The sequence below is a fragment of the Brevundimonas sp. Leaf280 genome (genome assembly GCF_001422455.1).
Taxonomy (GTDB): domain Bacteria; phylum Pseudomonadota; class Alphaproteobacteria; order Caulobacterales; family Caulobacteraceae; genus Brevundimonas.
Genome location: NZ_LMNC01000003.1, coordinates 321,581 through 348,312, shown reverse-complemented (window position 1 = coordinate 348,312; position 26,732 = coordinate 321,581). Strand labels below are relative to the sequence as shown.

The following is a 26,732-nucleotide window of genomic DNA, read 5'->3' as shown; positions in this document are numbered from 1 at the left end:
CGCCCTAGCCGAAAACGACGCTCGGCATGGCGCCGACGATGGCCGCGGTCATCAAGGTGGCGAGGAAACCGGCGAACAGGCCCTTCCAGACCATGCCCAGCACCTCTTCGCGGCGTTCGGGCATCAGGACCGAAAGGCCGGTCACGGTGATGCCGACCGAGCCGATATTGGCGAAGCCGCACAGGGCGTAGGTCATCAGCATCCGCGTGCGCTCGGTCATCTCGGCGGCCGGCACCTTGCCCAGGTCGATGAAGGCGACGAACTCGGTCAGGGTCAGTTTGACGCCCAGCAGCCAGCCGGCGACATCGGCGTCCTTCCACTCCACCCCGATCAGCCAGGCGACCGGCGCGAAAATCCAGCCCAGCATCCGCTCGACGGTCAGGGGCGCATCGAACACCACGAACCCGCCCAGCATGACATTGACCAGGGCGACCAGCGCCACGAACACGATTAGCACGGCCGAAATGTTCAGCACGACCATCAGGCCGTCGGACGTCCCTTTGACGATGGCGTCGATGGCGCTGTCGTATTTCAGGGCCGAGTCATAGTCGGCGACGGCGCCGCCCATCCCTTCTTTCTCGGGGATGATGATCCGCGCCAGCAGCACGCCGGCCGGCGCCGACACGATCGAGGCCACCAGCACGTGACCCGCCGCATTGGGCAGCACCGGCGACAGGATCGTCGCATAAGCCACCATGGTCGAGCCGGCGACCGTCGCCAGGCCCACCACCATCATCAAAAAGATCTCGGACCGCGTCAGCTTGTCCAGATAGGCGCGGATCACGATCGGGCTTTCGATCATGCCCAGGAAGATGTTGGCCGCGACCGCCAGGGCCGAGGCGCCGCCCAGCCCCATCGTCTTCTGAAACAGGAAGCCGAAGCCCAAGGTGATCCACTTCAGAATCTTCCAATGCCACAGGAGGGCCGACAGGGCGGAAATCACCAGGATCAGCGGCAGAACCTGGAAGGCGAAGGTGAAGAGCGCGCCTTGGTTGGACACCGCATAGGGTTGGTCCCCGCCGGCCAGATAGCCGAAGACGAACTTCGTTCCCTCGGTCGTGGCGACCGCCAGACCATCCACCGCGCCGGTCACCGCCGCCAGCACCGCCTGCGAACCGGGGATCGCGAACAGGGCCAGCACCAGCCCCGCCTGCACCAGGATCGCGCCGATGGTCAGCCGCCAAGGGAAGGCCTTGCGGTTTTCCGAGATCGCCCAGCAGACCGCGACGATGACGACCAGACCGAGAAGGCTCTGGAGGTTCAGGAGGCTGAACATAAAAACGATCCCCGCACCCGGCGCGCCTGCCGGTCTTTACTCGCTTCAAGGACAAAGTGACGCGGCTGGCAAGCGAAACGAAAAAGGGCGGCCCCTTAAGGGACCGCCCTCATCCTGTCGTCGCGCCTCGGCTTACAGCTGGCCGCGCACCAGCTTGCCGTAGTGATCCATCAGATCCAGCGACAGGGTGCCGGGGGTGAATCGATATTCGCCCACCTCGGCGACCGGGGTCACCTCGACGGCCGTGCCGGTCAGGAAGCATTCGGTGAAGTCCGACAGTTCTTCCGGCTTGATCTCGCGCACCACGACCTCGATGCCCTTTTCGCGAGCGATCTCGATCACGGTCTGACGGGTGATGCCGTCCAGAATGTGCTCGACGTTCGGCGTGTGGATGACGCCGTCCTTGACGAAGAAGACGTTGGCGCCGGTCGCCTCGGCGACATAGCCGCGCCAGTCCAGCATCAGGGCGTCGGCGAAACCGCGACGCTCGGCGGCGTTCTTGGACATGGTGCAGATCATGTACAGACCTGCCGCCTTGGCCGTTGTCGGGGCCGTCGCCGGATCGGGACGGCGCCACTTGGACCATTCCAGACGCAGGCCGCGCGCCTTGACTTCGGGGTCGAAATAACTGGGCCAGTCCCACACGGCGATGGCCAGATGGACCTTGTTGTTCAGGGCCGAAACGCTGGTCTGTTCCGGGCCCAGGTAGGCGACGGGACGCACATAACAGTCCGTCAGACCGTTCTTGGCGCAGGTTTCCTTACAGAAGGCGTCGATTTCAGCGACGCTGTAGGGTATCTCGAAATCGAGCAGGTTGGCGGACCGCTTCAGGCGCTCGGAATGTTGCGTCAGCTTGAAGATTTCGCCGCCGTACATACGCTCACCCTCAAAGACCGACGAGCCATAGTGAAGGGCATGGGTCAGAACGTGCGTTTTCGCTTCCCTCCAGGGGACGAAATCGCCATTCACCCAGATGAAGCCGTCACGATCGTCGAAAGGAACGAAGGCCATTGAAATACGTCTCCCGCGAAACTGACGGTCTTAGAGCCGCACGAATCGCTCAGGTCAACGCCGCAAGCGGGGGAAACGTCGCATGAGCATGACGGAATCGCGTTCGCATGGCCGCTCAGGCCCCATCGCCGGCCCCGGCGTCGGCCGCCATCTGCTGATTGTCGACGACGACGATCGCATCCGCGAACTGCTGAAGGAATTCCTGGCGCGCGAAGGCTACCGCGTGACGGGCGCCGCGCACGCGGCCGCCGCCAAGCGGATGATGGAGCTGATCGAGTTCGATCTGGTCGTGCTGGACGTCATGATGCCGGGCGAAAGCGGCCTGGACCTGACCAGCTGGGTCCGCAACAAAGCCGAGCTGTCCAAGACGCCGGTCCTGCTGCTGACCGCGCGCGGCGATCCCGAGGATCGGATCGAGGGCCTGTCGCGCGGCGCCGACGACTATATGTCCAAGCCCTTCGAACCGCGCGAACTGGTGCTGCGCATCGACGCCATCCTGCGCCGCACCGGCGGCAAGCCGATCGGTCCCAAGGAAATCAAGCTGGGCACCGCCGTCTTCGACATGGAACGGCTGGAGTTGAGCCGTGACGGCGCGCCCCAGCGTCTGACCGAGGCGGAGGCCCAGTTGCTCAAGACCCTGGCGCTTCACGCCCATGCGCCGGTCGAGCGGATGAGCCTGTCGCCGGATACCGCCGACATCACCGGACGCGCCGTGGACGTCCAGGTCACCCGTCTGCGCCGCAAGCTGGAGGTCGATCCCAAGAACCCGCGCTATCTCCAGACGGTGCGCGGCGTCGGCTATATGCTGGCTCCCGACTGAGCCGATGCGGCTTCTGCCCGCCTATCTGTGGCCGCGCTTTCTGAAGCGGCGCCTGCCGACCTCGCTATGGGGCCGGTCGCTGCTGATTATCGTCCTGCCGGTGCTGGTCATGCAGATGGCGGTGACGTGGGTCTTCTTCGACGCTCACTGGCAGACGGTGACCGCGCGCCTGTCCGAAGGCCTGGCCGGCGACATCGCCTGGGCCGTCGAGAGCTATGAGGACGACCCCAGCCCGGCGAACCTGGACAAGCTGGCCAATCGCGCCGAGCGATCCATGTCCCTGTCCATCGTGCTTCAGGATGGGCGCACCCTTCCGACGGAAGAACGCCGCGGCGCCATCGGCGTGGTGGACCGGGTGCTGGACAAGGCCTTGGATGCGCGTCTGGACCGCCCCTACTGGTTCGACACCACCCGCTATCCCGCCTACGTCGACATCCAGGTGCAGGAGCCGCAAGGGGTGTTGCGCATCATCGCCCCGCGCGAGCGCGCGGTGGCGACGCAGGCTCATATCTTCGTCCTATGGCTGGCGGTGGCGACCGTTCTGTTGATGGGAGTCGCCATCCTGTTCATCCGTAATCAGGTCCGCGCCATCGAGCGTCTGGCCGACGCGGCCGAAGCCTTCGGGCGCGGCGAAACCGTGCCCCGGTTCAAGCCGCACGGCGCGCGCGAGGTCCGCGCCGCCGCCGTCGCCTTCATGGCCATGCGAGACCGGATTCAGCGCCACATCGATCAGCGCACCGCCCTGCTCGCCTCGGTCAGCCACGATCTGCGCACGCCCCTGACCCGTCTGCGCCTCGAACTGGCTCTTGCTCCACCTTTCAAGCGCCAGTCCGCCATGCGGGGCGACCTGGACGAGATGGAGCATATGATCGACGAATACCTCGACTTCGCCCGTGGCGAAGCGGGCGAACCACCCAAGCCGGTGTCGATTTCCGACCTGTTGAACGCGGCCGGCGAGGATGCAAAACGTGCTGGCGCCGAGGTCGAGGTGGTGGTCGCCGACGGGCTGACGGCCTCGGTTCGCCCCCTCGCCTTCAAGCGCGCCCTGGTAAACCTGGCCGGCAATGCCGCCTCGCACGGCGAGCATGTGCGGCTGTCGGGCCGCGCCCTGGCGTCAGGCGGGCTGGAGATCATCGTCGAGGACGACGGTCCCGGCATCCCCGAGGCCATGTATGACGAGGCCTTCCGGCCCTTCTCGCGCCTGGACGACTCTCGCAACCAGAACCGCAAGGGCGTCGGTCTGGGCCTCGCCATCGCGCGCGATGTGGCGCGCGGCCACGGTGGCGACGTCACCCTGGATCGCAGCGAACTGGGCGGGTTGAAAGCGACGATCCGCATCCCCGGCGCGGTCACCGTCGCCGAGCCCGCTTAAGGCTTAAAAGCTTTCGTCGGCAGGGTCTGGCGGAACGGCGCTGCAAGGGTCATCTTGAGGGCGACAGGGCTTGGAGATGATTTCGATGCGTAAACTCGCCTTCTTTGCACCCTTGGCCGCGACACTCGCCGTCGCCGCCATGGCTCAGGCTCAAGCGCCGACGGTGAACGTCACGGTCGGGCCGCAGCTTCAGCGCGAGGTCGAAAAGCTCGGCGACCGCGAGGTCAACGAACAGATCGCCGGCCTTCAGGCCGAGGTCGGCAAGGCCTTGGCCCAGCGTTATCCGGGCGCGACCGCCAATCTGGTGCTGGTCGATCTGAAGCCCAACAGGCCGACGTTCGAACAGGTCCGTCAGACGCCCGGCCTCGACCCGATCCGCAGCGTGTCCGTCGGCGGCGCGGCCATCAAGGGCGAGATCGTGATGGCGGACGGCGTGACGCGGCCCGTGGACTATTCCTACTTCACGCCCAGCATTAACGACGTCTGGGGCTACAGCGTCTGGCGTGACGCCAACCGCGCGTTCGAGCGCTTCGGCGATCAGATCGAGCGCGGACGCTTCTAGCCCATCTCGCGGTTGCGTCTGACCGCCGCCGCGACCGTCTCGTCCAGCATCGCCGTCAGGCGGCCGTCCTTCGCCATGACGTCAAGCCCGGCGCGGGTCGAGCCGCCAGGCGAGGCGATGCGGCCTATCAGGGCCTCCAGCCCGTCGTCACCCATGGAGTCGGCTGCGGACCTCAGGGTCGCGCGCGCCAGCACATCCGCCGTCGCCGCATCCAGACCCGCCGCCTCCCCGGCCCGCGCCAGGGCCTCGGTGAAGGCGTAGAAATAGGCCGCGCCCGATCCGGCCACCGCCGTCGCCGCATCCATCAGGGCCTCGTCGGCCAGAACCACGGTCTCGGCCATCGGCTCGAACAGCGCCCGCCCGATGCCCTCGGCGCGCCGGTCCGCCGACCAGACAGAGGCCACGCCGCGCCCGCGCGACACGCCGGTTGTCGGCATCACCCGAACGATGGGCCAGCCTCCCAGGCCTTCGGCCAAAGTCGGCGCCGTCACGCCCGCCATGACCGACAGGATGACGGCTCGGTCATTCAGGAACGGCGCCAGCGGAGCCATCACTTCACGCCACATGGCCGGTTTCACCGCCAACACGATCACCGCCGCCTCGGTCAGGGCCTCCAGCGGCGGATTTATCCGCGCGCCCTTGGCCCGCGCCATCTCGGCCGCCGGCTTTTCAGAGGGAGAGAGAATGATCAGGTCGGACGCCGCCACCGTCTCGGTCAGCAGCCAGCCTTCCAGAATGGCGGAGCCCAGCCGGCCGCAGCCGACCAGAACAACGGCACCCGGCACAGATGCCGCGCTTGGCATCAGGCGGTGCCGACGGTCTCGAACAGGCAGGCGTCGATCGCCTCCTGCGGCTTCTTGTTCCCGCGCACCATGAAGTCGAAGGCGGGGTAGTAGCGATCCGAAGCCTCGATGGCCGCGTCGATCATCGACGCCGCCTGGGCCAAGGTCGGGCGCTCGCCCATCGGCAGGGCCAGCGAATGGCGGAAGACGATCTCCCCGTCTTCCGCCCAGACCTCGAAATGACCCATCCAGGTGCGCTGGTTGATCAGGCCAACCAGTTCATAGGCCGCCGTCTTCCGGCTTTTGGCCACCTTCAGATCCAGCGCGCAGCACAGCTGAAGACAGTCGCCCTCGGGACGCCAGGCGAACCACAGCTCATAGTCCTTCCAGTCGCCGGCCAGAGCAAAGGCGAGGTCGCCGTCGTCGGTGCGGTCGAACGGAAGGTTCTCGGCCGTGAGCACATGCTCGACGACCTCAAGCGGGTCGAAGGGCACGTCCACTTCCTCGGGCCGGGCGATGTCCATCAAGTGTCTTTCACGCTGCGTCCGCGAGAATCGCGGGCGTTAACAGAACGGTAAGCCTGTTCGCAGATTCGGCTCAACCGGCTGCGTCCCCGGGTTGAGTTCCATCTGTGGACGTTCCCTTCACGGGCTTTGCAGCCGGCTTTTGGGCGCCCTTCAGCTCTGCGATCTCGGCCCGCAGGGCGGCGATCTCGTCCTTCAGAACATCGAACTCGTCGCGACGGACCAGGTCCATTTCGGCGGCGATCCGGTCGGCCTGGGCGCGCCAGGCGGTCTTGGCCTCTTCGCCTGCGGCCTGGGCCAGGCCCATGGCGCCGGTCGTCAGCTTGGCGAACTCGTCCAGAATGGGATTGCGGGTCTGCATGGCGGCTCCGACCTCAACGTCGTTAACGAAGGTTCACCGACTATGGTGAACGAAACCTTTCTTTCTGCTGCTTCGCGGGCGCCATCAAGGCGTCGTGATGCGTCTTCACAGGCGACGACGGCGGCGACGCTTGCTAAACCGCAGTCAAAGACAGTCCCGCACAGGAACGCCCCTTGCCCTTTCCCGAATTCGATCCGGTCCTGATCCACCTCGGACCGCTTCCGATCCGCTGGTACGCCCTGGCCTATGTCGCCGGCATCGTGCTGGGCTGGTGGTATGCCGCGCGCCTGGCCAAGACTCAAAGGCTGTGGGCGCCCGGCAAGCCGCCCGTCACCACGACGCAACTGGACGACCTGGTTCTGTGGATCGTGCTAGGCATCATCCTGGGCGGCCGCTTGGGCTACGCCCTCTTCTACAAGCCGACCATGTACGGCCAGTTGTTCACCGGCCAGACGCTGGGCGAGCGGTTCGAACTGTTCCAGCTGTGGACCGGCGGCATGAGCTTCCACGGCGGCTTCCTGGGCGTCTGCCTGGCCATCGTCCTCTATGCCCGGTCGCAGAAGATCGACATGCTGCGCCTCGGCGATCTGGTCGCGCCCGTCGTGCCGATCGGCCTTATGTTCGGCCGCCTGGCCAACTTCATCAACGGCGAGCTGTGGGGCCGCGAGACGACCGTTCCCTGGGCCGTGCGCTTCTGCAACGCCCGCATCGAACAGATGTACGGTTTTTGCCCCGCCGGCGACGCCCCCCGCCACCCCAGCCAGCTCTATGAGGCGGGTCTTGAGGGGATCGTCCTGTTCTCGATACTGTCCATCGCGATCTGGAAGTTCGATCTGCTCAAGAAGCCCGGCTACATCACCGGTCTGTTCCTGGTCGGCTACGGCGTCTGCCGCGCCGCCTTGGAGAATGTGCGCGAGCCCGACTTCGGCATGCCCGACTTCCCGCTGGGCCTGACCATGGGGATGATGCTGTCGATCCCGATGATCCTGGTCGGCGCCTGGCTGATCTGGCGCGCGTGGAATCGTCCCCCGGTCGTCGCCGAGGCATGAGCGAAGCCGAAACCCTCAAGACCCGTCTGGCGCGCGAGATCGCCCTGACGGGTCCGATGACGGTCTCCGACTACGTCACCCGCTGCCTGCACGATCCCAAGGGCGGCTACTATGCGTCGCGTCCTGACCTGGGCGCACGCGGCGACTTCATCACCGCCCCCCTGGTCAGCCAGATGTTCGGCGAACTGATCGGCCTGTGGGCGGTCGAAACCTGGAACCGGCTGGGCGCGCCCGAGCGGTTCCGCCTGGTCGAGGTCGGGCCCGGCGACGGCACATTGATGAGCGACGCCTTGCGCGCCGCCCGCCTGGTCCCCGGTTTCCTCGAAGCTTGCGACCTGATCCTGATCGAGCCCAGCGCCCCCTTGCGCGATCTTCAGGCCAAGGCCTTGGCCGGCGCCGACCTGTCGCCGCGCTGGGTGCGCGACCTGACGCGGATCGAGACCGACGCCCCCGTCATCCTGATCGCCAACGAAGTGCTCGACTGCATGCCCGCGCGCCAGTTCGTCCGCACCGAAGGCGGCTGGGCCGAGCGGCGCATCGGGGTCACCCACGACAACGATCTGATCTTCGGCCTCACCGCCATCTCCGGCGGCTTCCAGAAGCCGGACTTCGACGTCGCGCCGGGCGGCATCTTGGAGATTTCGGAGCAGCAGGCGATCTTCGGCCGCGACCTGGGCCTGTTGATGAAGGCCGCCTCGGGCGCCGCCCTGCTGATCGACTACGGCCGCGCCCGCCCCGAGGCTGGCGACACGCTCCAGGCCTTGCGTCGTCACCAGAAGGTCAATCCCCTCGCCACGCCCGGCGAAGCCGACCTGACCCAATGGGCCGATTTCCCACTGGTGCTGGAAGCCGCAGTGCGAACCGGCGCCGACGTCACCGGCAGCCTGCCCCAAGGCGATTTCCTGCGCCGGCTGGGCATCGAGGCCCGCGCCGAGGCGCTGAAAGCCGGCCGGCCCGCCGCTTCCGGCGTCATTGCGCGCCAGCTGGATCGGCTGACCGGCGACGACCAGATGGGAACCCTGTTCAAGGCTGCCGCCATCTTCGCCCCCCGATCTCTGGTCGTGCCCGGTTGGGACGCCTGATATAGGTGGGGGCATGAGCGACCTGGCCCCCATCACCCACCCGCTTCTGACCGCCGCCGGCATCGCCCACGGCTTCTTCACCCGCGCGGGCGGCGTCTCAACCGGCATCTATGAAGGGTTGAACGCTGGTGTCGGCTCCAAGGACGAACCGGCCGCCGTCGGCGAAAACCGCCGGCGCGTCGCGGCCCATTTCAATGCCGACGCCAATCACCTGAACGGCTGCTACCAGATCCATTCCGCCGTGGCGCGTGTGGCCGAAGGTCCCTGGCATGGCGACCGGCCGGAGGGCGACGCCGTCGTCTCGGCCGAGCCGGGCCTGCTGTGTTCAGTCCTGACCGCCGACTGCGCGCCGATCCTGATGGCCGATCCCGAGACCCGCATCGTCGCCGCCGTCCACGCCGGCTGGAAGGGCGCGCTGGGCGGCGTCATCCACTCCGCCGTTTCCGCCATGCAGGCTCTGGGCGCCGAGCCTCGCCGGGTGGTCGCCGTCGTCGGCCCCTGCATCGCGCCCGCCAGCTATGAGGTCGGCGTCGATTTCGAAGATCGCTTCACCCACCATGATCCTGGCAGCGACCGCTTCTTCCACCCCGGAGAGATCGACGACAAACGCCAGTTCGACCTGCCCGGCTTCGTCCTGTGGCGGCTGCAGCAGGCGGGAGTCGGTCAGGCCGTCTGGACCGGGCACGACACCTGCGCGGACGCAGAGCGGTTCTATTCGAACCGTCGCGCCTTCCAGCACGGCGAGCCGGACTTTGGTCGATTGATTGCGGTGATCGGGGCTTAGCCCGCGCGCGCCAGCTCCGGCACGCGGGTCACTTCACGCCAGGCGTGCGGGGCGGCCAGCAGGGCGCGGACCAGCTTGTTGTTCAGGGCGTGACCAGCCTTGTAGCCTTCGTAGCGACCCAGCAGCGGCGCGCCCAGCACATACAGGTCGCCGATGGCGTCCAGCGCCTTGTGACGGACGAACTCGCGTTCCATGCGCAGGCCGCCGGGATTCAAAATCTCGTCGCCGTCGATGACTACGGCGTTCTCCAGCGAGCCGCCCCGCGCCAGACCCGCCTTGCGCAACGCCTCGACCTCATGGGCGAAACCGAAGGTGCGGCAGGCCATGATCTCCTTGCGGAAGGTCGGTTCGTCCACGACGAAGTCGATCACTTGATTGCCGATCACGGCCGACGGGAAGTCGATCTCGAACCGCATCTCGTAGCGGTCGCACGGCATCAGGGCCGCATGCTTGTCGCCCTCGACGATATGGACCGTTTCCAGGATCTCGATGTAGCGCTGCGGCGTCGGCTGCGGTCGGAAACCGGCCCGGTCCAGCAGCTTCACGAACTCCAGCGCCGAACCGTCCAGGATCGGCAGCTCCGGTCCGTCGACCTCGACCACGGCGTTCGACACGCCCAGCGCGGCGAAGGCGGCCATCAGATGCTCGATCGTCGAAAGGCGAACGCCCGCGCCGTTCACGATCATGGTGTTCAGGCGGGCGTCAACGACGGCCTCGCCCGACACCGGAATGCGGTTGTCGCGGTCGGTGATGTCGGTGCGCACGAAGACGATGCCCGTGCCCGACGGCGCAGGCCGAACCGCCAGCCGCACCCGGCGGCCGGTGTGCACCCCGACCCCGGCGATGATGGCCGGGGCGACGATGGTGCGTTCGTGATGGTCGCTTCTGACCGACAAACCTGAACTCGCTCTTTCCTTTGCGCGCCGCACGCCGTGCGGATTGCGCCCTGGGTTTCCTGTAGCGGCCATGCCGCAAGCGCGAAATCAAAGTCCGGTTTCGGATTGTTTCGGTCTGAGAAACATCGGAAACGAGAAACGCCCCGGAGGCGGGCTCCGGGGCGTTTCGCCGTCATTTGGGACGTTTAGTTGGCCAGACGGCGGAGAAAGGATGGGATTTCCAGGTCGTCATCGGCCTGTCCCGCCTCCGGTTCTGGATGTTGGACCGGTTGAACCGACGAGCGCGCCTGATGCGACGATTGCGGCGCATAGGACATGTCGTGCTGCGGCTGGGTGCGCTTGCCGCGACCAAACAGGCTCCAGCCGCTGCGGCGGTGGTCACGGTCGTCGTAACCCTCGTCGGCTTGGGGTTGCTGGGCCGCAGGCGTGGCGCGCTCATAGAGATCGCCATGCGGTGCGACGCGCGGCGCAGGCGCTCGGGTTTCATATTCCTCGACCCAAGGATCGACGATCGGGTCCAGAGCGCGCGGTTGCGGCTCGGCGACGCGGATCACCGGCTCGGGGCGCGGTTCCGGTTCGCGAGCGGCAGGGGCCTGAAAGGTCGGCACGACCGGCGCCGCCTCGATACGGGGCTCAGGCGCGCGCGGGGCTTCCGCGCGAACCGGCTCGCGGTAAGCGTCGCGGGTCGGTTCCGGCGCGCGGGAGGCTTGCGTGCCGTAGAGGCCGCCAGCTGAGCGGCGAGCGTCATGACCAGCCAGCGGCGCGCTGGCGGCTGGCGGGGCGATGGGTTCGATGCGACGCACTTCGCCCTCGTCCATGCCGGTCGCGACGACCGAGACACGGATCTTGCCATCCAGGGCCGGGTCGAAGGCGGCGCCGAAGATGATGTTTGCGTCGCCGTCCACTTCCGCGCTGATGGCGTTGGCGGCTTCGTCGACTTCCAGCAGAGTCATGTCCAGACCGCCGGTGATGTTCACCAGCACGGCCTTGGCGCCCTTCAGGCTGGTCTCGTCCAGCAGCGGGTTGGCGATGGCGTTCTGGGCCGCCAGCAGGGCGCGGTCGTCGCCCGTGGCCTCGCCCGTGCCCATCATCGCCTTGCCCATCTCGGACATGACGGCGCGCACGTCGGCGAAGTCCAGGTTGATCAGGCCCGGCAGGATCATCAGGTCGGTGATCGAACGCACGCCCGAGTGCAGAACCTGGTCGGCCATACCGAAGGCGTCGGCGAAGGTCGTGCGTTCGTTGGCGACGCGGAACAGGTTCTGGTTCGGGATGACGATCAGGGTGTCGACATAGCGTTGCAGCTCTGCGACGCCGGCGTCGGCCAGACGCATGCGGTGACGCCCTTCGAAGGTGAAGGGCTTGGTCACCACGCCGACGGTCAGGATGCCGCGATCTCGCGCGCATTTGGCGATGACCGGCGCCGCGCCGGTGCCGGTGCCGCCGCCCATGCCGCACGTAATGAAGACCATGTGCGCACCTTCCAGGTGCTGATGGATTTCGTCGGCGGATTCCTCGGCGGCGTTCATGCCGACTTCGGGGTGGGCGCCGGCGCCCAGGCCTTGGGTGATGGTCTCGCCCAGCTGGATGCGGCGATCCGTCTTGGCGAAGCTGAGGTGCTGCGCGTCGGTGTTGGCCACGACGAACTCGACCCCTTCGAGGCCGGCGTCGATCATATTGTTCACGGCGTTGCCGCCGGCGCCGCCGACGCCGAACACGACGATGCGGGGCTTCAGTTCAGTGTGTTGCGGCTTGACCAATGAGAGCGACATTTTCTGTTTCCGACCTGCTGACCCGCCCCTTCAAACCAACCGACCGCCCCGCCGAATCGCTTTGGTTATGAGCGCGTTAAGGATTGCGCCCATGAAGGTTAAGAGAAGGTTACGGCGATAATGTGAGTCGGACCGAAGAACACCCCAAACCGAAAGCGTTGCTGGAGTTTTGTTGTCGAGAACGAAAAAGGGCGGCTCTTTCGAGCCGCCCTTTCCGTCCACAAGCTTCGCCTAGAAGAGCCGGTAGTTCAGACCGACAAAGTAGCGTCGGCCATACGGATCGAAGGTCGATGCGAACCCGAGGTACAGCGGCGGTTCCGCATCGAACGCGTTTGTAACACCGCCTCTCAGGACGACCTTGTCATTGACATTGTAACGGACGGTGAAGTCATGCCGGACAAAGTTACCTGTGGTGTACCAATCGGTCGGTTGACCATCGGCATTGCCGCTAGTGATCACATCACGCGTCTTGACCAAATCCTGAGAAGCCATCCAGTCGGCGTTCCAAGTCACGGAGAAGTTGCGATTAGGCGACCAGGTCAGGCGGGAGACGCCTTCCATACGCGGATAGAACACTCCGGTGGTCAGGTCGGAGAAGAAGTTGGGGTTCACAAGGCTGGTGAACTGCTTCTGCTCAATCAGCCACAGGGCGTTCATAGTGTAGTCAAAGCGACCAAAGTTAACGCCAAACACATCCTGGGTTTCGAACCCATAGGTCGCGCTGATGTCCAATCCGCGGGTCTCCAGCTTCGCAAAGTTTAGCGATTGCAGGATAAAGCCGCCGATGGGATCTCCGGTCGGCGCACCAACCTTGAAGACGTTGTACGGATCAACGTTGGCGTTCGGATTGTTGCGACGAACCAGCGCACAAGTGACGGGGTCGAGATTGGGACCGTTGACGCAGGCCTCAGCAATCGCTTGGCCGCCAGGGGTCACAATCACATCGTCGATTACGATCTCATAGTAATCGAGCACCAGCGAGAAGTTCGGAACAAACCGAGGGCGCAGAATGGTCGAGAAGGTGAAGGACTTGGAGGTTTCAGGACGCAGCGCAGGATTCCCGCCCAACGAGCTGGCAATACCACCGCTGTAAGTTGGGCGGTAGTCGTCGTTGATCGTCGTGGTCGTCTGACCAAAGTCGTAGGTGAGCCCACGCTGAGAGGCCAAGGCCGTGCAGTTCGCGATGCGGTTAGCACGAATTTCCGTGGCGTTGTCTCCGGCGAACGCCGCGATGACACGGGTGTCGCAAGGATCAGAGAAGTTGTTGACGAACGTCTGCGAGAACGGGCGGAAGTTCTCCGTCAGGTTCGGCGCGCGGAACGACGTGTTGTAGCTCGTTTTGAACATGATATCGCGGATCGGGCGATAAACGAGGCTCACCCCATACACGTCGCCTGTCCCAGCGGTCGTATAGTCAAAATACCGATAAGAGCCGCTGAGCTCTGCGAACTCGCCAAGCGCACTATCTTTGAACAGCGGGATAGCAACTTCGGCGAACGCCTCTTTGGTTTCATATTCAGCGCCGGTGAAGTCCGCTCCGGTATTGAGCTGCAGAACACGGCCTGCGGTGTCGCGATCACGACCGATACCTTCGGTGTATTCACGGCGGTACTCGGCGCCCAACGAGAAGCCGATTGGACCAGCGCCCCAGAAATCTCCCAGCTCGCCTCCGAACGTGGCGACCGCGCTTTCCTGAATGTTCTTTTCCTGCACGCGAACGAAGGCGGAAATGTAGTCGATTGCGGCAGCCGACTGGTTGCCTGCCCCGAATACGTTCAACGGCACGCAGCCTGCGACCTCAGGATTGGACGACGGGTTGGCATAGGTGGTCGCTGTCGTGAACGGGTTCTGCTCGGTGATCGGAAGGCCTTGCGCATTCAGCAATCGGACGCGGCAGACGATCTCGCCGGGACGGCCGTTCACCAGACCTGCGGTATCTACCACGGAATCCATGGCATGGCCGAAACGGATCGCATCCGGTCCCGTCTCTACGTTGAGATTCTTCATTTCACCGTAGACGTAGGACAGACCCCAGTTGACGTTGTTGATGAAGCCCAAACGGTCGTAGTCGCCTTCCAGCGCAGCGACATATCGCTGCACTTCACGATTGTTGGTCTGGGTGCGGGGAATGCCGAAACCGCGGTGAAGCGCGATCGGCGCATTGACGGTGCCAAGCGTCGCGCCGGCGGTCGTGTTGGTGGGATCTCCATAAGAGGTGAAAGTGTTGCCTCGAATGGCGTCTCGCAGGTTAGCCGGCAGGAAAGCGTTGTCTGTACGCGTGCTGAAGGTGGACGAGCCCGAGATCAAACCTGGAGTGGTCGTAGTACCCGTACCAGCACCCAGCGACGCATCGACGATATAGATGTCCCAGAACGAATACTGACCTTGGTCGTATGCATCTTCGGTCGTATATTTGGCTTCAAGCGTTCCTCGAATATTATCGCTGAACTTGAAGTTTGCGCCAACTTGATAGCGCTGAGCTTCCTGATCCGGAAAGCGCGTCAAGGCGTCGAACGCCGTGATGTTCACGGGCTCGCCGTCACCACCGATATTGTACGGACGGCTCGCGCCCGTTACGCCGACCCGCTGACCGAAGTTGGCCAGACGCGCTGTCGTGCCGTCAAACCAGTATGTGTAAGACGGATCTACGTTGAAACAGTTCGATGACGTTGAGAAGCTGCGGCACGCGGCGACGGGGACATCAGGATCATTGAACTGGCTGGGTCGCTGCATGTTGGCAAGCGTTGTCGTTCCCCACAACGGTCGATCCAGTCGACGCACGTTGAAGAACTCGCCCGTATCGATGATGCCGTCGGATGCCGGACCAATCGCCGGATTGGTCGGATCAGCGTCGATGCCCAGAGCGATTCGGCTGCGACGCAGCCAGTCGATCTGATCCGAGCGAACCTCGTCAGCCTTCTCGTATTCACCGAAAGCGTAAAGATTCAGACGATCGTCCAACAAGTTGACGCCAGCCAACGCCGAGACCCGACGCGTGGCGGCATCACCACCCTCGGTCAACTGACCGTAGTTCGCGTCAATCTCCAAACCCTCGTAATCACGACGGAGAGTATAGTTGATAACGCCGGAGACAGCGTCTGCGCCATACACCGACGACGCACCACCAGTGATAATCTCAATGTTATTGATCAACAGGCGCGGGATGGTGGACACGTCCACAGAAAGCACGCCCGCTTGCGAACCGACATGACGACGCCCATCAATCAGGGTCAGCGTCCGGCCGCTGCCCAAAGAGCGCAGGTTGGCGAACTCGAGACCGCCGTCATTTAGGCCTGTTCCGGTGGTGTCCGAAGGAACGAGCGAGTTTGACAACGCCGGGATCGTCGCGAGGTAATCGATCACAGTGGGCAGGCCGGTTTCGAGCAGTTGCTCGCGCTGGACCTGGATAATAGGCGCGGCGACCGTGGTTGGATCGCGCCGAATACGAGAGCCTGTAACGACGACTTCCGAGACGGTGGCCGCTTCCTCATCCTGCGAAGTCGAGGCGGGCGCCTGGCTCTGCGCCATGGCAGCGGTGCTCGCCAGAATGCCGGCGAGGACCGTAGTCCCAAACAGATATCGGCGGTTCATAATCATTCATTGTCCCCAATATGTCAGCTCGCCCTCAAGACGGACGCGAGATCATAAAATTCTCGTAACGCAATTGAGGCAGCTCTCAAACGTTTCTGACACATTTCAGACACGACATAACGCCGGTGTAGCAGCCAAGACACAGGGTTATGTTACCCTAGAAGGCGGCTCCGACTAGCCGCTCTGGTAAATTGTTGCGTCACAAACCTCTATAGGAGATTTTTATGGCTATATTTCGGATCTCAAGGGTATTTTTGTTGCCATTTGGGCATGCTTGGATCGTCTGATACGAGCCGAAAATACGCCGCATTCAGAGGTTGTCGCGCAGCCAGCCGGCCACACGGCCCACCACGTTGCCACGGTGGACGCGCGGCGCATCCGCAGCCGTGATTTGCCGCGCCATCAGCTTCCGCGCCGAGACCGCTTCACGCGGGCCGTAGGCGGCGCGGAGGAGGACGCCGGCCGTGGCGCAGAAAGCGGGGCCGGAGGCGGCGTCGGCCAAATGTGGCGCCCGTTGGGGTTTTCCGAGGCGGACAGGACGGTCGAAGACGCGCACCGCCAGTTCGCGCACGCCGTTTAGCTGACTGGCCCCGCCGGTCAGAACGAGGCCCGCGCCGGGCTCCAGGCCGACGCCGGCATTTTTCAGCCGATCACGGAGCAGTTCGAGGGTTTCCTCGACGCGAGGCGCGATGACGGTCTTCAGCATGGCGCGCGGGACGATGACGGGGCCGGCCGAGGCGTCCTCGCCGCGCGGCGGGGCCTCCAGCATTTCGCGGTCCTCGTTGGCGCTGGCCATGGCCGAGCCGTGCAAAGTCTTCAGCCGCTCGGCGCCCGCCTTGGACGTCGACAGGCCTCGCGCGATGTCGGATGTCACATGGTCGCCGCCGACGTTCAGGCTTTCGATATGCAGCAGCGACCGCCCGCCCCAGACGGCAGCGCTGGTCGAGCCGCCGCCCATGTCGATGCAGACGGCGCCCAGGTCCATCTCGTCCTCTTCCAGCGCGGCCAGAGACGAGACGACGGGTGCGGCGGCGACGCCTTGCAGGTCGAGGTGCGCCAGTTCCAGGCAGTGGCTGAGAGTCGTAAAGACGTTCTCGGCCATCGAGACGACCAACAGATCAAGACCCAGCGAGCCGCCCCGCATCGAACGCGGATCATGCACGCCGCGCGCGCCATCGACCGACCAGGCGATGGGCAGGACGTGGATCGGGCGACGGTTGGGCAGGCGGATCTGAGCCAGGGCCATGCCGATGGCACGCGCCAGATCGGCGTCGCCGACCGGATTGGCCCCCAGCGAGACGCGGGCCTGCACCCGGTGGCTGGCCATCTGGCCGATGGCGGTTGTGACAACGACGCCGGAAACCGGGCTTTGGGCCGCGCGCTCGGCGCGTTCGACGGCGTGGCCGATGGCCTGGGCCGCCTCGTCCATGTTGATGATCGCCCCGCCCCTCACGCCCTTGGACTGGACGTGGCTGGCGCCCGCGACGCGGATGGTGCGGTCTGCGTGACGCACGCCGTCCGGCTTCATGATGAAGCACGAGACCTTGGACTGGCCGATGTCCAGCGCAGCGACCACGGGCGCACGACCGGCGCGAGGATCCATGCCCCGACCGTGATCATTCGCCGCGCCGCGTTGCTTGGTCATATCTCTACGGTCCTTAGGCGTCGCCGGCGGGTCGCACGGCGACCTCGTCCGGGGTTCTGAGATCGACACGGGCAAAGCCCAGGTCGAGCAGGCGTTCGCGCTGGTCCAGCGCATCGAGGCGGATCAAAGCCGCCTCCTGTTCGGTGGCGGGAAGCTGGATCAGGCTGCCGTCCTTCAGACGCAGGTCCCAGCGGCGCTCATCCACGCGCACCAGGGCGTCCACCATCCCCATCAGCCGCGGGCGCTGGGCCAGCAGAGGCAGGATCTCGCCCGCCGCCACGTCGGCGCCCTTGCCCACGACGAGCGGCAGCGTCGGATAGCGACGCGCGTCGGCGCCGTCGATGACCTGGCCCCGGTTGTCGATGACCTTGATCTGACCAGCCTCCTGCCAGACGGCGAGGCGGTCGTGTTCCTTGACCTCGACGATCAGGGTGTCGGGCAACAGGCGCACCACGCGCGCCTCCTTGACCCAACCGACGCCCTGAACCCGCGTGCGAATGGCGTTCAGATCCAGGCTGGTGATCGGCTGACCGGAATACAGGCCCAGCGCCTGCTGGATCGCCGGCTCGGCCTCGGACGACGCGCCGGTGATGTGCACCCGCTTCAGCGTCAGGCCCATACCGGCCGTCACATTATCCAGGCCATGCGAAACCGAGGCGCCGATCCGCTCGGCACGAGCGCCCGTGGCCAGAACCCCGACCAGCAGCAACGCGCCGGCGCCCAGGGCGATCACGGCGGTGCGCGGCGAAATATCGACACGGCCGATGGCGGCCATCTTGCCGGGAACGGCGGACGCGTTCTGGGCCCCGCCGCGCGACCGTCCTCCGCCCTTGGAAGCCGAACCGCGCTGTGGAGCCTGATTAGAACCCTGTCGCCGGCCGCCGCGAACTACCGCGGGCATGAGGCGTCCTCCACCATCCACCGAACCAGATCGTCATAGCTCATCCCGGTATGGGCGGCCTGCTCGGGCGCGAGCGAAGTCGGGGTCATGCCGGGCTGGGTATTGACCTCCAACAGGACCAGATCGTCCTTAACATCGTCATAACGGAAGTCGGATCGCGACACGCCGCGGCAGCCCATGGCGACGTGCGCCGCCTCGGCCTGACGCAGCGCCTTCTCGAATACATGCGGCGGCAGGACGGCCGGCAGGACGTGCACCGAACCGCCCGGCGCATATTTGGCCTCGTAATCGTAGAAACCCTTGGTCGGGGTGATGTCGGTGACGGTCAGGGCGCGCGGCCCCGTCGCCTCGCCAATCACCGCGACGGCCAGTTCCTTGCCGGCGATATAGGGTTCGACCATGACCTGCTCGCCATAGGCCCACTCCGGATAGCCGACCTCGGCCTGCGGACCGTTGGCGCCTTCGGGCACCAGGAAGACCCCGACGGACGAGCCTTCGGCGTTCGGCTTGATGATGTAGGGCGGGTCGATAACGTGGCGGCTGGCGACCTCATGGCGATCATACAGGCCGCCGCCCGGCACCTTGATGCCCGCCGCGCGCAGCACGGCCTTGGACTTGTCCTTGTCCATCGCCAGGGCCGAGGCCAGCACGCCCGAATGGGTGTAGGGGATCTTCAGCGTCTCAAGCACGCCCTGGACGCAGCCGTCCTCGCCCCAGGCGCCGTGCAGGCAGTTCAGCACCACATCGGGCTTGATCAGGCCGGACAGCACATTGGCCAGGTCGCGCCCGGCGTCCACGCGACTGACGCGCACGCCCTGCCGCTCCAGCGCCTGCGCGCACTGCTCGCCCGACGAGAGGGACACCTCCCGCTCTGCGGAAAGGCCGCCCATCAGAACGGCGACATGAAGAGAAGAGAAGGGGCGGGTCATCGGCGGCTCCAGAACCGACTGGATGCCGCGCAGGTCGTTAACAGCCCGTCAACCAAACCGTAATGGCGTCACTGAAGTGTTGATGGTGCCGGTCGTTTCGACCACGACGACCGGGTCATCCGCACCCGTGACCTGAGGCGCAGCCGCCTCTGCGACCGTCTCGGATGGCGGCGTCAGGTCCAGCGCGTACAGATATGCGCCCTGACACTGTTCCTTGTCGCCATACGACCATTCCGCTGCGCGGTGACGCAGGCCTGCCGTTGCGGCCGGCGACGTGGGCGCCAACAGATCGTCGCGCAACGTCATGTCCGGTCGCAACTGCTCGCCCGACAGATCGAACGCTCCCGCATAGACGGCCTCGCCGTCGCGAACCTCGAACCCGGAGGTCCCCAGGCAGAAGTGGGTGATGTACTGGCCGACATTGACCGCGCTCAGACGCCAGCGACCGGGCGGCACAGAGAAGGTCTGGGTCACGGCCCGCGTGCGATCGCCACGTACCGCGCCGCGCGTTGGCAGGGCGACGGCGAACAGCGCCGGACGACCGTCCTGCTCCCAAGGCTGAATATCGGGCGCAGGCCCCTGGCGGGTAAAGAACAGCGTGCGGCCGCCCTGCTCCGCCAAGCCGGTCAGACGCACGGTGACGAGAGCGTCCCCGGACGCCACGGCGACGTCCTCTGGCTTCAACGCGCGCGGCGGACGCGCGGTGCGCGGGGCCTGCGGACCCTTACGGGCGGCCGGCGGCGTGGCGCTTTGCGGCGGCAAGGCCTGAAGGCTCAAAGACGCCTTATCCAGATCGCCCGATTTTCCGATCAATACCGTTTCACCGCGCACCGCGTCGTTGTCATAGATGCGAACGATCTCTCCCTTCGGTTGGTCGGCGCCGACGTGGTCCGCCAGGGCGACGTGGAGGTCCGCCTGCTCCAGCAAATCCAGCGCCTTGCCGTCGGTCTCATCCAGTCGAACGACACGCCAACCGTTCACCACCATGCAGTTTTCGACATTGGCGGCGACGCCTCTGCGCTCGTGCATGCCATTCATCGCGCCCTGGATGACGCCGACCACCAGCATGCCCAGCAGACCACCGGCCGCACCGGCTGCTGCGGCGCTGTTGTCATCAGGCTGCGTCATCCGCGAGGCCTCGGCCAGACACCCGTTCAACGCGGCGTCGTGCTGCGCCAAATCGGCGCCCGCCCGGTTGAAATAGGTATATCCCGCGCTGGACCGCGTCAGATCGATCCGGTTCTGGCCGCCCGCAACCGCGGGGCCGACCGCCGCGCGGGTGGCGAGTTGGGCGTGGGCCGGTTCTGCGACCATGGCCAGAAGGCCGACGACGGCTGCGATACGCTTCATCTGATTTCTCCCCCGAGAAATCCTCACCTAACGTGCGGCATGTCCCTGCGCAACCGCCGATCAGCGTCGGCCGATCCGCTTGATTTCCCACTCCAGCTGAACGCCGGTCTTGGCCAAGACATCGGCGCGAACCGCCTCGCCCAGGCCTTCGACGTCGGCGGCTGTCGCCTCGCCGGGATTGATCATGAAGTTGGAGTGTAGATCGCTGAACATGGCCCCACCGCCCGTCTCGGCGTGCAGCTTGCCGCGCCAGCCGGCCTCATCCACCAGCTTCCACGACGAATGGCCCTCGGGGTTCTTGAACGTCGAGCCGCCCGTTTTCTCACGGATTGGCTGGGTGGTCTCGCGACGGCTTGTGATCTCGGAGATCCGGGCCGCCACCGCCTCGGGTTCGTCGGCCGTGCCGCGATAGGTCGCCTCGATCCAGATGATGTCGGCCGGCGCCCGGGAATGGCGATAGGTGTAGCCGAAGTCGGCCAGAGCGTAATCGACCCGCTCGCCCGCCCGCGTCAGCCCCCAGGCCGAAACCAGAACGTCCTTGGTCTCGGACCCATAGCAACCGGCGTTCATAGTCAGGGCGCCGCCGATCGTGCCCGGGATGCCGGCGTAGAATTCCAGCCCGGCGATTCCCGCCTTGGCGCTGGCCTTGGCGACCATCGAGTCCAGCGCGCCCGCGCCGGCCGAGACTGTGTCGCCGTCCGTCGTGATCTGCGCCCACGGGCGGCCCGCCAAGCGGATCACTACGCCCTCGACCCCGCCGTCACGGACGATGACGTTCGATCCAACGCCCAGAACCGTCACCGGCACGGACGGGTCCAGCGCCTTCAGGAAGTCCGCCAGATCCTCGGCGTCCGCCGGAATGAACAGGGCCTCGGCCGCGCCGCCTACGCGGAACCAAGTATAGGGCGCCAGCGGCTCGTTCCGCAGCAGCTTGCCGCGCACCTCGGGCAGACCGTTCACGCCAGAGCCTCCAGCTGCGCCGGCAGGCCATAGGCCCAGCTGGTGATATCGCCGGCGCCCAGCAGCACGACGACGTCGCCGGATTTGGCCTCATCCTTGATCAGGCGTGGCAGGACGGCGGCGTTCTCCAGGGCCTGGACGTGACGATGGCCGTAGCGGCGCACTCCGTCGGCCAGGGCGTGCTTGTCCACGCCTTCGATCGGTTGTTCGCCGGCGGGATAGACGTCGGCGACGATCACGCTGTCGGCGTCCGAGAAGCAGGTCGAGAACTCGTCCATCAGATCGCGCAGACGCGTATAGCGGTGCGGCTGAACCACGGCGATGACCCGACCGTCCGTCACCTGACGCGCGGCCTTCAGCACGGCGGCGATCTCGACGGGGTGGTGGCCATAGTCGTCGACGATGCGGACGCCGCCCACGACGCCCGTGGTGGTGAAGCGGCGCTTGACCCCGCCGAACCCGGCCAGGCCGGTGCGGATCGCGTCGTCCGACACATCCAGCTCGCGCGCCACGGCGATCGCGGCCAGGGCGTTCGACACATTGTGCCAGCCGGCCATCGGCAGATGGACGCCGGAGATCACACGGGTTTCGCCATTCTGGATGACCACGTCGAAGCGGCAGCCGTCCGGCCCCATCTCGACATTGTCGGCCCGCACCATGGCCTGCGGATTGACGCCGTAGGTCACGAGCCGTCGGTTATCGATGGCCGCGACCAGCTTCTGCACTTCGGGATGGTCCAGACAGACTGCGGCGAACCCATAGAAGGGGATGTTCTCGACGAAGTCCACGAACGCCTTCCGCACCCCGTCGAAGTCGCCGTAGTGGTCCAGATGTTCGGGATCGATATTGGTGACGATGGCGACCGTCGATTTCAGGCGCAGGAAGCTGCCGTCCGACTCATCCGCCTCCACCACGATCCAGTCGCCGTCGCCGACCTTTGCGTTGGTGCCGTAGGCGTTGATGATGCCGCCGTTGACCACGGTTGGATCCAGGCCCGCCGCATCCAGCAGGGCCGCCACCATCGAGGTCGTCGTCGTCTTGCCGTGCGTGCCGCCCACCGCGATCGAGAACTGCAGCCGCATAAGCTCGGCAAGCATCTCGGCCCGGCGCACCAGCGGGATGCGGCGCTCGCGGGCCGCCTTCATCTCGGGATTGTCGGCCTTGACCGCCGTCGAATAGACCACCGCCGAGACGCCCTCGCCCACATGGGCGGCATCGTGGCCGATGAAGATCTCGGCGCCCAGCTGTTCCAGCCGCTCGGTATTGGCGCTGGCCTTGGCGTCAGAGCCCTGCACCGAATAGCCGATCTTCAGCATGATCTCGGCGATGCCGCTCATGCCGATGCCGCCGATGCCGACGAAATGAACGGGACCGAGGTCGAACGGGACGGGGCGAAGGCGTGCGATCATTTTCGCCTCATAAACGCCGCCTCGCCTCCTGCGAAGGGCGCGCCGCATACTGAGCGAACTTTTCTAGGGACGATCGGGCGCGGCTGTGCGCGAACTCGCACAGAACTATTGCGCCTCCACCGGGTTGTCTTCGGGAACGCGCGCGGCTTCCGCTTGCGCCGCTGCTCCAAAGGACTCCCAAGATGGCCAAGAACTCAAAGCCGGCGCGCGCGCCGACAATCGGCGCCGCCGGCGAGGTGCACCAGACCGCCTCGACGCCTGAGACCCGCCTGACTACCAATCACGGCACGCCGATCAGCGACAACCAGAACTCGCTGAAGGCCGGGCCGCGCGGCTCGACCCTGTTGGAGGACTTCATCCTTCGCGAGAAGATCCAGCATTTCGACCACGAGCGCATCCCCGAGCGGATCGTCCATGCGCGCGGCTCGGCCGCCCACGGCTTCTTCGAACTGACCGACAGTCTGTCGGACTTCACCACCGCCAAGATCCTGACCGAGGTCGGCAAGAAGACCGAACTGTTCACCCGCTTCTCGACCGTCGCTGGCGGCGCGGGTTCGGTCGATACGCCGCGCGACGTGCGCGGCTTTGCGGTCAAATTCTATACGACCGAGGGCAACTGGGATCTGGTCGGCAACAACATCCCCGTCTTCTTCATCCAGGACGCGATCAAGTTCCCGGACCTGATTCATTCGGTGAAGATGGAGGCCGACAAGGGCTATCCCCAGGCGGCCAGCGCCCACGACACCTTCTGGGACTTCATCGGCCTGATGCCCGAGAGCATGCATATGGTCATGTGGGCCATGTCGGATCGCGGCATCCCGCGCAGCCTGCGCATGATGGAGGGCTTCGGCGTCAACACCTTCCGCCTGCTGAACGCGGACGGCGAGGCGACCCTGGTCAAGTTCCACTGGCGGCCCAAGCTGGGGACGCAGTCCACCTGCTGGGACGAGGCGGTCAAGATCGCCGGCGCCGACCCCGACTATCACCGCCGCGACCTGTATGAGGCCATCGATCAGGGCGACTTCCCCGAGTGGGAGTTCGGCGTGCAACTGTTCACCCAGGAACAGGCCGACGCCCTGCCCTTCGACATTCTGGACGCCACCAAGCTGGTGCCGGAAGAAGATTATCCGATCCGCGTGATCGGCCGAATGGTGCTGGACCGCAACCCTGACAACTTCTTCGCCGAGACCGAACAGGTCGCCTTCCTGCCGACCAATATTGTTCCGGGCATCGACTTCTCGGAAGACCCGCTGCTGCAGGGCCGCCTGTTCTCCTATCAGGACACCCAGCTGTCGCGTCTGGGCACGGTCAACTTTCACCAGATCCCAATCAACCAGGCCAAAGGCTGCCCCTTCCAGAACTTCCAGCGCGACGGTCATATGCAGATGGCCGTGCCCAAGGGCCGCGCCAACTATGAACCCAACAGTCTCACCGAGGCGGGCGAGGACGGCGGCCCGCGCGAGGATCCCAAGGGCGGTTTCCGCACCGCGCCCAGTCCGGTCGAGGGCGAAAAGGTCCGGCTGCGCGCCGAAAGCTTCGCCGATCACTATAGTCAGGCGCGTCTGTTCTTCCGCTCCCAGACCGAGATCGAACAGGCCCACCTGGCCAGCGCCATCGTCTTCGAACTGTCCAAGGTGTCGCTCGCTCACGTCCGCGAGCGCGTTTTGGCCAATCTGCAGAATGTCGATGAGACGCTGGCCCAGCGCGTCGCCGACGGCCTGAACCTGCCCCTGCCCAAGGCGTCCGACCCCGGTGTGGCGCCCATCGATCTGGACGCCTCGCCTGCCTTGCGCATCGTCGGCAAATACCCCGACACCCTGAAGGGCCGGAAGGTCGCCATCCTGGTCGCCGACGGTTCGGATGGCGCGGTCATCGACGCCGTGAAGGCGGCGGTTGAAGGCGACGGCGGCTCGGTCTTCATGGTCGCGCCCAAGATCGGCGGCGCAAAGCTGAAGGACGGCAAGGCCCTGGCCGCAGACGGGCAACTGGCCGGCAGCCCGTCGGTCCTGTTCGACGCCGTCGCCATCGTCCTGTCCGACGACGGCTGCGCCCAGTTGCTAAAGGAAGGCGCCGCGGTCGATTTCGCCAAGGACGCCTTCGGTCACCTCAAAGCCGTTGGCCACACCCCCGAAGCCCAGCCCCTGTTGGACAAGGCGGGCATCGAGCCGGACGCCGGGGTGATCGACCTATCCAAGAACGCCGAGGCCTTCCTCGTCCCCGCCCGCACCCGCCAGTGGGATCGCGAGCCCAAGGTGCGCATGCTGGCCTGATCGCCCCACCTTTCGTCATCCCAGGCCCTGTGCCTGGAATGACGGGACCGGGCGGATTTCAACACTGCCTTAACCGTAAGGATTCACCATAGCGGTCTCATTGTTGCGAGACCGCGTTCCATGTCCGATCTGAAGACCGACGTCATTCACCGTGGCGACTGCATCGAGGTGCTGAAGAGCCTGCCCGACGCCTCGGTGGACATGGTCTTCGCCGATCCGCCCTATAATCTGCAGCTGGGCGGTGACCTGCTGCGTCCCGACAATTCCAAGGTCGATGCGGTCGATGACGACTGGGACAAGTTCGCCAGCTTCGCCGACTACGACGCCTTCACCCGCGCCTGGCTGGCGGAATGCCGCCGCGTCCTGAAGCCCGAGGGCTCGATCTGGGTGATCGGCAGCTACCACAACGTCTTCCGCCTGGGATCGGCGATCCAGGACCTGGGCTTCTGGGTTTTGAACGACATCATCTGGCGCAAGTCCAACCCGATGCCGAACTTCAAGGGCACCCGGTTCACCAACGCCCATGAGACCCTGATCTGGGCCGCCAAGTCGCGGGATCAGAAGCGCTACACCTTCAACTATGATGCGCTGAAGGCCTTCAACGAAGACACCCAGATGCGCTCCGATTGGACCTTCGCCCTGTGCACGGGCGAGGAACGGATCAAGGACGCCGACGGCAAAAAGGCCCACCCGACCCAGAAGCCCGAAGCCCTGCTGCACCGCGTCCTGCTGTCGGCGACGCGCCCCGGCGACGTGATCCTGGACCCCTTCTTCGGCACCGGCACCACCGGCGCCGCCGCCAAACGCCTCGGCCGCCATTACATCGGCATCGAGCGTGACGAGACCTATTCCCAAGTCGCCGAAACCCGCATCGCCTCGGTCATCCCTGCCCGCCCCGAGGACCTGATGGTCACAGGCTCCAAGCGCGCCGAGCCCAAGGTGCCGTTCGGCGCCCTTGTCGAGGCCGGCCTGCTGCAACCCGGCGACCGCCTGTATTGCCCCAAGGGCGAGCGTGAGGCGCGTGTTCGTGCGGACGGTTCGCTGGTTCACGGTTCGCTCAGCGGCTCGATCCACAAACTGGGCGCGCTGCTGGAAAACGCGCCGGCCTGCAACGGCTGGACCTACTGGCGCTTCAAGACCGATCAGGGACTGAAATCCATCGACGCCCTGCGCTCGGAAGTCCGCGCCGCGATGTGAGCCGCTGCGACCGCGCGTCGCATAAGCCGCATCAATCACTTAGCTGACAATGCGTCGCTGAAACGTACGATTTCGCACACTCATTACGGGTCAGCATCGCTGTAACCCCGCGAAACCTATGTAAAAATTAGTCAGCTGCGATGGAACTTCGCAGTTGCGAGAACATTGATGTCAACGGCCCGCCAGGAT

Annotated in this window: 22 protein-coding genes; 8 read left to right on the top strand and 14 right to left on the bottom strand. The window is 65.4% G+C overall.

What is annotated here, in order from left to right:
* Nucleotides 1-4: 4 nt before the first annotated feature.
* Together ASF31_RS07750 and ASF31_RS07745 are read right to left on the bottom strand one after the other, a co-directional pair.
* Nucleotides 5-1,276, bottom strand: a complete 1,272-nt coding sequence (locus tag ASF31_RS07750; RefSeq protein ID WP_055754102.1) for a NupC/NupG family nucleoside CNT transporter — start codon at nt 1,274-1,276, stop codon at nt 5-7.
* A gap of 132 nt (nt 1,277-1,408) precedes the next feature.
* On the bottom strand, nt 1,409-2,287 hold the full coding sequence (locus ASF31_RS07745; RefSeq protein ID WP_055754101.1) for a branched-chain amino acid aminotransferase: 879 nt from the start codon (nt 2,285-2,287) through the stop codon (nt 1,409-1,411).
* A gap of 88 nt (nt 2,288-2,375) precedes the next feature.
* Between ASF31_RS07745 and ASF31_RS07740 the strand changes: the two genes are divergently transcribed.
* From ASF31_RS07740 to ASF31_RS07730, 3 genes are all read left to right on the top strand, one after another.
* Nucleotides 2,376-3,107, top strand: coding sequence for a response regulator (locus tag ASF31_RS07740; RefSeq protein ID WP_369814635.1), 732 nt, complete (start codon nt 2,376-2,378; stop codon nt 3,105-3,107).
* 4 nt (nt 3,108-3,111) lie between these two features.
* Nucleotides 3,112-4,479, top strand: coding sequence for an ATP-binding protein (locus ASF31_RS07735; protein WP_055754099.1), 1,368 nt, complete (start codon nt 3,112-3,114; stop codon nt 4,477-4,479).
* An 85-nt stretch (nt 4,480-4,564) separates the two neighbouring features.
* Nucleotides 4,565-5,041 (top strand): hypothetical protein, encoded by a 477-nt coding sequence (locus ASF31_RS07730; RefSeq protein ID WP_055754198.1) that lies wholly within the window; start codon nt 4,565-4,567, stop codon nt 5,039-5,041.
* Here ASF31_RS07730 and ASF31_RS07725 read toward each other — a convergent pair.
* From ASF31_RS07725 to ASF31_RS07715, 3 genes are all read right to left on the bottom strand, one after another.
* On the bottom strand, nt 5,038-5,826 hold the full coding sequence (locus ASF31_RS07725; protein WP_235551280.1) for a pyrroline-5-carboxylate reductase: 789 nt from the start codon (nt 5,824-5,826) through the stop codon (nt 5,038-5,040). The two genes, ASF31_RS07730 and ASF31_RS07725, sit on opposite strands and share 4 nt — an antisense overlap.
* Nucleotides 5,827-5,843: 17 nt before the next feature.
* Nucleotides 5,844-6,347 (bottom strand): YbjN domain-containing protein, encoded by a 504-nt coding sequence (locus ASF31_RS07720; RefSeq protein WP_017504503.1) that lies wholly within the window; start codon nt 6,345-6,347, stop codon nt 5,844-5,846.
* Between the two features lie 73 nt (nt 6,348-6,420).
* Nucleotides 6,421-6,708 carry an accessory factor UbiK family protein gene (locus ASF31_RS07715; RefSeq protein ID WP_055754097.1) on the bottom strand — a complete coding sequence of 96 codons (288 nt, stop codon included), beginning with the start codon at nt 6,706-6,708 and terminating at the stop codon, nt 6,421-6,423.
* 173 nt (nt 6,709-6,881) lie between these two features.
* Between ASF31_RS07715 and lgt the strand changes: the two genes are divergently transcribed.
* Genes lgt through pgeF form a run of 3 tightly spaced genes read left to right on the top strand, consistent with a single transcriptional unit; the run spans nt 6,882 to nt 9,623 of the window.
* On the top strand, nt 6,882-7,757 hold the full coding sequence (lgt, locus tag ASF31_RS07710; RefSeq protein WP_055754096.1) for a prolipoprotein diacylglyceryl transferase: 876 nt from the start codon (nt 6,882-6,884) through the stop codon (nt 7,755-7,757).
* Entirely contained in the window at nt 7,754-8,839 is a 1,086-nt protein-coding gene (locus tag ASF31_RS07705; RefSeq protein WP_055754095.1) for a class I SAM-dependent methyltransferase, read from the top strand. Before lgt ends, ASF31_RS07705 begins: the two co-directional genes overlap by 4 nt.
* 13 nt (nt 8,840-8,852) lie before the next feature.
* Nucleotides 8,853-9,623, top strand: coding sequence for a peptidoglycan editing factor PgeF (pgeF, locus tag ASF31_RS07700; protein WP_055754094.1), 771 nt, complete (start codon nt 8,853-8,855; stop codon nt 9,621-9,623).
* Here the strand turns inward: pgeF and lpxC are convergent.
* The 9 genes from lpxC to murC form a co-directional block, all read right to left on the bottom strand.
* On the bottom strand, nt 9,620-10,519 hold the full coding sequence (lpxC, locus tag ASF31_RS07695) for a UDP-3-O-acyl-N-acetylglucosamine deacetylase (RefSeq protein ID WP_055754093.1): 900 nt from the start codon (nt 10,517-10,519) through the stop codon (nt 9,620-9,622). The genes pgeF and lpxC overlap by 4 nt on opposite strands.
* Nucleotides 10,520-10,704: 185 nt before the next feature.
* Nucleotides 10,705-12,291: a cell division protein FtsZ gene (ftsZ, locus tag ASF31_RS07690; protein WP_055754092.1), complete on the bottom strand. Its 1,587-nt coding sequence runs from the start codon at nt 12,289-12,291 to the stop codon at nt 10,705-10,707.
* Between the two features lie 231 nt (nt 12,292-12,522).
* Nucleotides 12,523-15,882 (bottom strand): TonB-dependent receptor domain-containing protein, encoded by a 3,360-nt coding sequence (locus ASF31_RS07685; RefSeq protein ID WP_055754091.1) that lies wholly within the window; start codon nt 15,880-15,882, stop codon nt 12,523-12,525.
* Nucleotides 15,883-16,192: 310 nt separating this feature from the next.
* The gene (gene ftsA / locus ASF31_RS07680) at nt 16,193-17,485 is read right to left on the bottom strand and encodes a cell division protein FtsA (protein ID WP_055754197.1); all 1,293 of its coding nucleotides are present in this window, start codon (nt 17,483-17,485) and stop codon (nt 16,193-16,195) included.
* 55 nt (nt 17,486-17,540) lie between these two features.
* Nucleotides 17,541-18,428, bottom strand: a complete 888-nt coding sequence (locus ASF31_RS07675) for a cell division protein FtsQ/DivIB (protein ID WP_055754090.1) — start codon at nt 18,426-18,428, stop codon at nt 17,541-17,543.
* On the bottom strand, nt 18,416-19,357 hold the full coding sequence (locus ASF31_RS07670; RefSeq protein ID WP_055754089.1) for a D-alanine--D-alanine ligase: 942 nt from the start codon (nt 19,355-19,357) through the stop codon (nt 18,416-18,418). Before ASF31_RS07670 ends, ASF31_RS07675 begins: the two co-directional genes overlap by 13 nt.
* 48 nt (nt 19,358-19,405) lie before the next feature.
* Nucleotides 19,406-20,707, bottom strand: coding sequence for a hypothetical protein (locus tag ASF31_RS07665; protein WP_055754088.1), 1,302 nt, complete (start codon nt 20,705-20,707; stop codon nt 19,406-19,408).
* A gap of 60 nt (nt 20,708-20,767) precedes the next feature.
* Nucleotides 20,768-21,667, bottom strand: a complete 900-nt coding sequence (murB, locus tag ASF31_RS07660; RefSeq protein WP_055754087.1) for a UDP-N-acetylmuramate dehydrogenase — start codon at nt 21,665-21,667, stop codon at nt 20,768-20,770.
* A complete protein-coding gene (gene murC, locus ASF31_RS07655; RefSeq protein ID WP_055754086.1) occupies nt 21,664-23,076 on the bottom strand; it encodes a UDP-N-acetylmuramate--L-alanine ligase in 1,413 nt (470 codons plus the stop codon). Before murC ends, murB begins: the two co-directional genes overlap by 4 nt.
* 182 nt (nt 23,077-23,258) lie before the next feature.
* Between murC and ASF31_RS07650 the strand changes: the two genes are divergently transcribed.
* Both ASF31_RS07650 and ASF31_RS07645 read left to right on the top strand, forming a co-directional pair.
* Nucleotides 23,259-25,346 carry a catalase gene (locus tag ASF31_RS07650; protein ID WP_055754085.1) on the top strand — a complete coding sequence of 696 codons (2,088 nt, stop codon included), beginning with the start codon at nt 23,259-23,261 and terminating at the stop codon, nt 25,344-25,346.
* Nucleotides 25,347-25,466: 120 nt separating this feature from the next.
* The gene (locus tag ASF31_RS07645; protein WP_055754084.1) at nt 25,467-26,543 is read left to right on the top strand and encodes a site-specific DNA-methyltransferase; all 1,077 of its coding nucleotides are present in this window, start codon (nt 25,467-25,469) and stop codon (nt 26,541-26,543) included.
* The last annotated feature ends 189 nt before the right edge of the window (nt 26,544-26,732 follow it).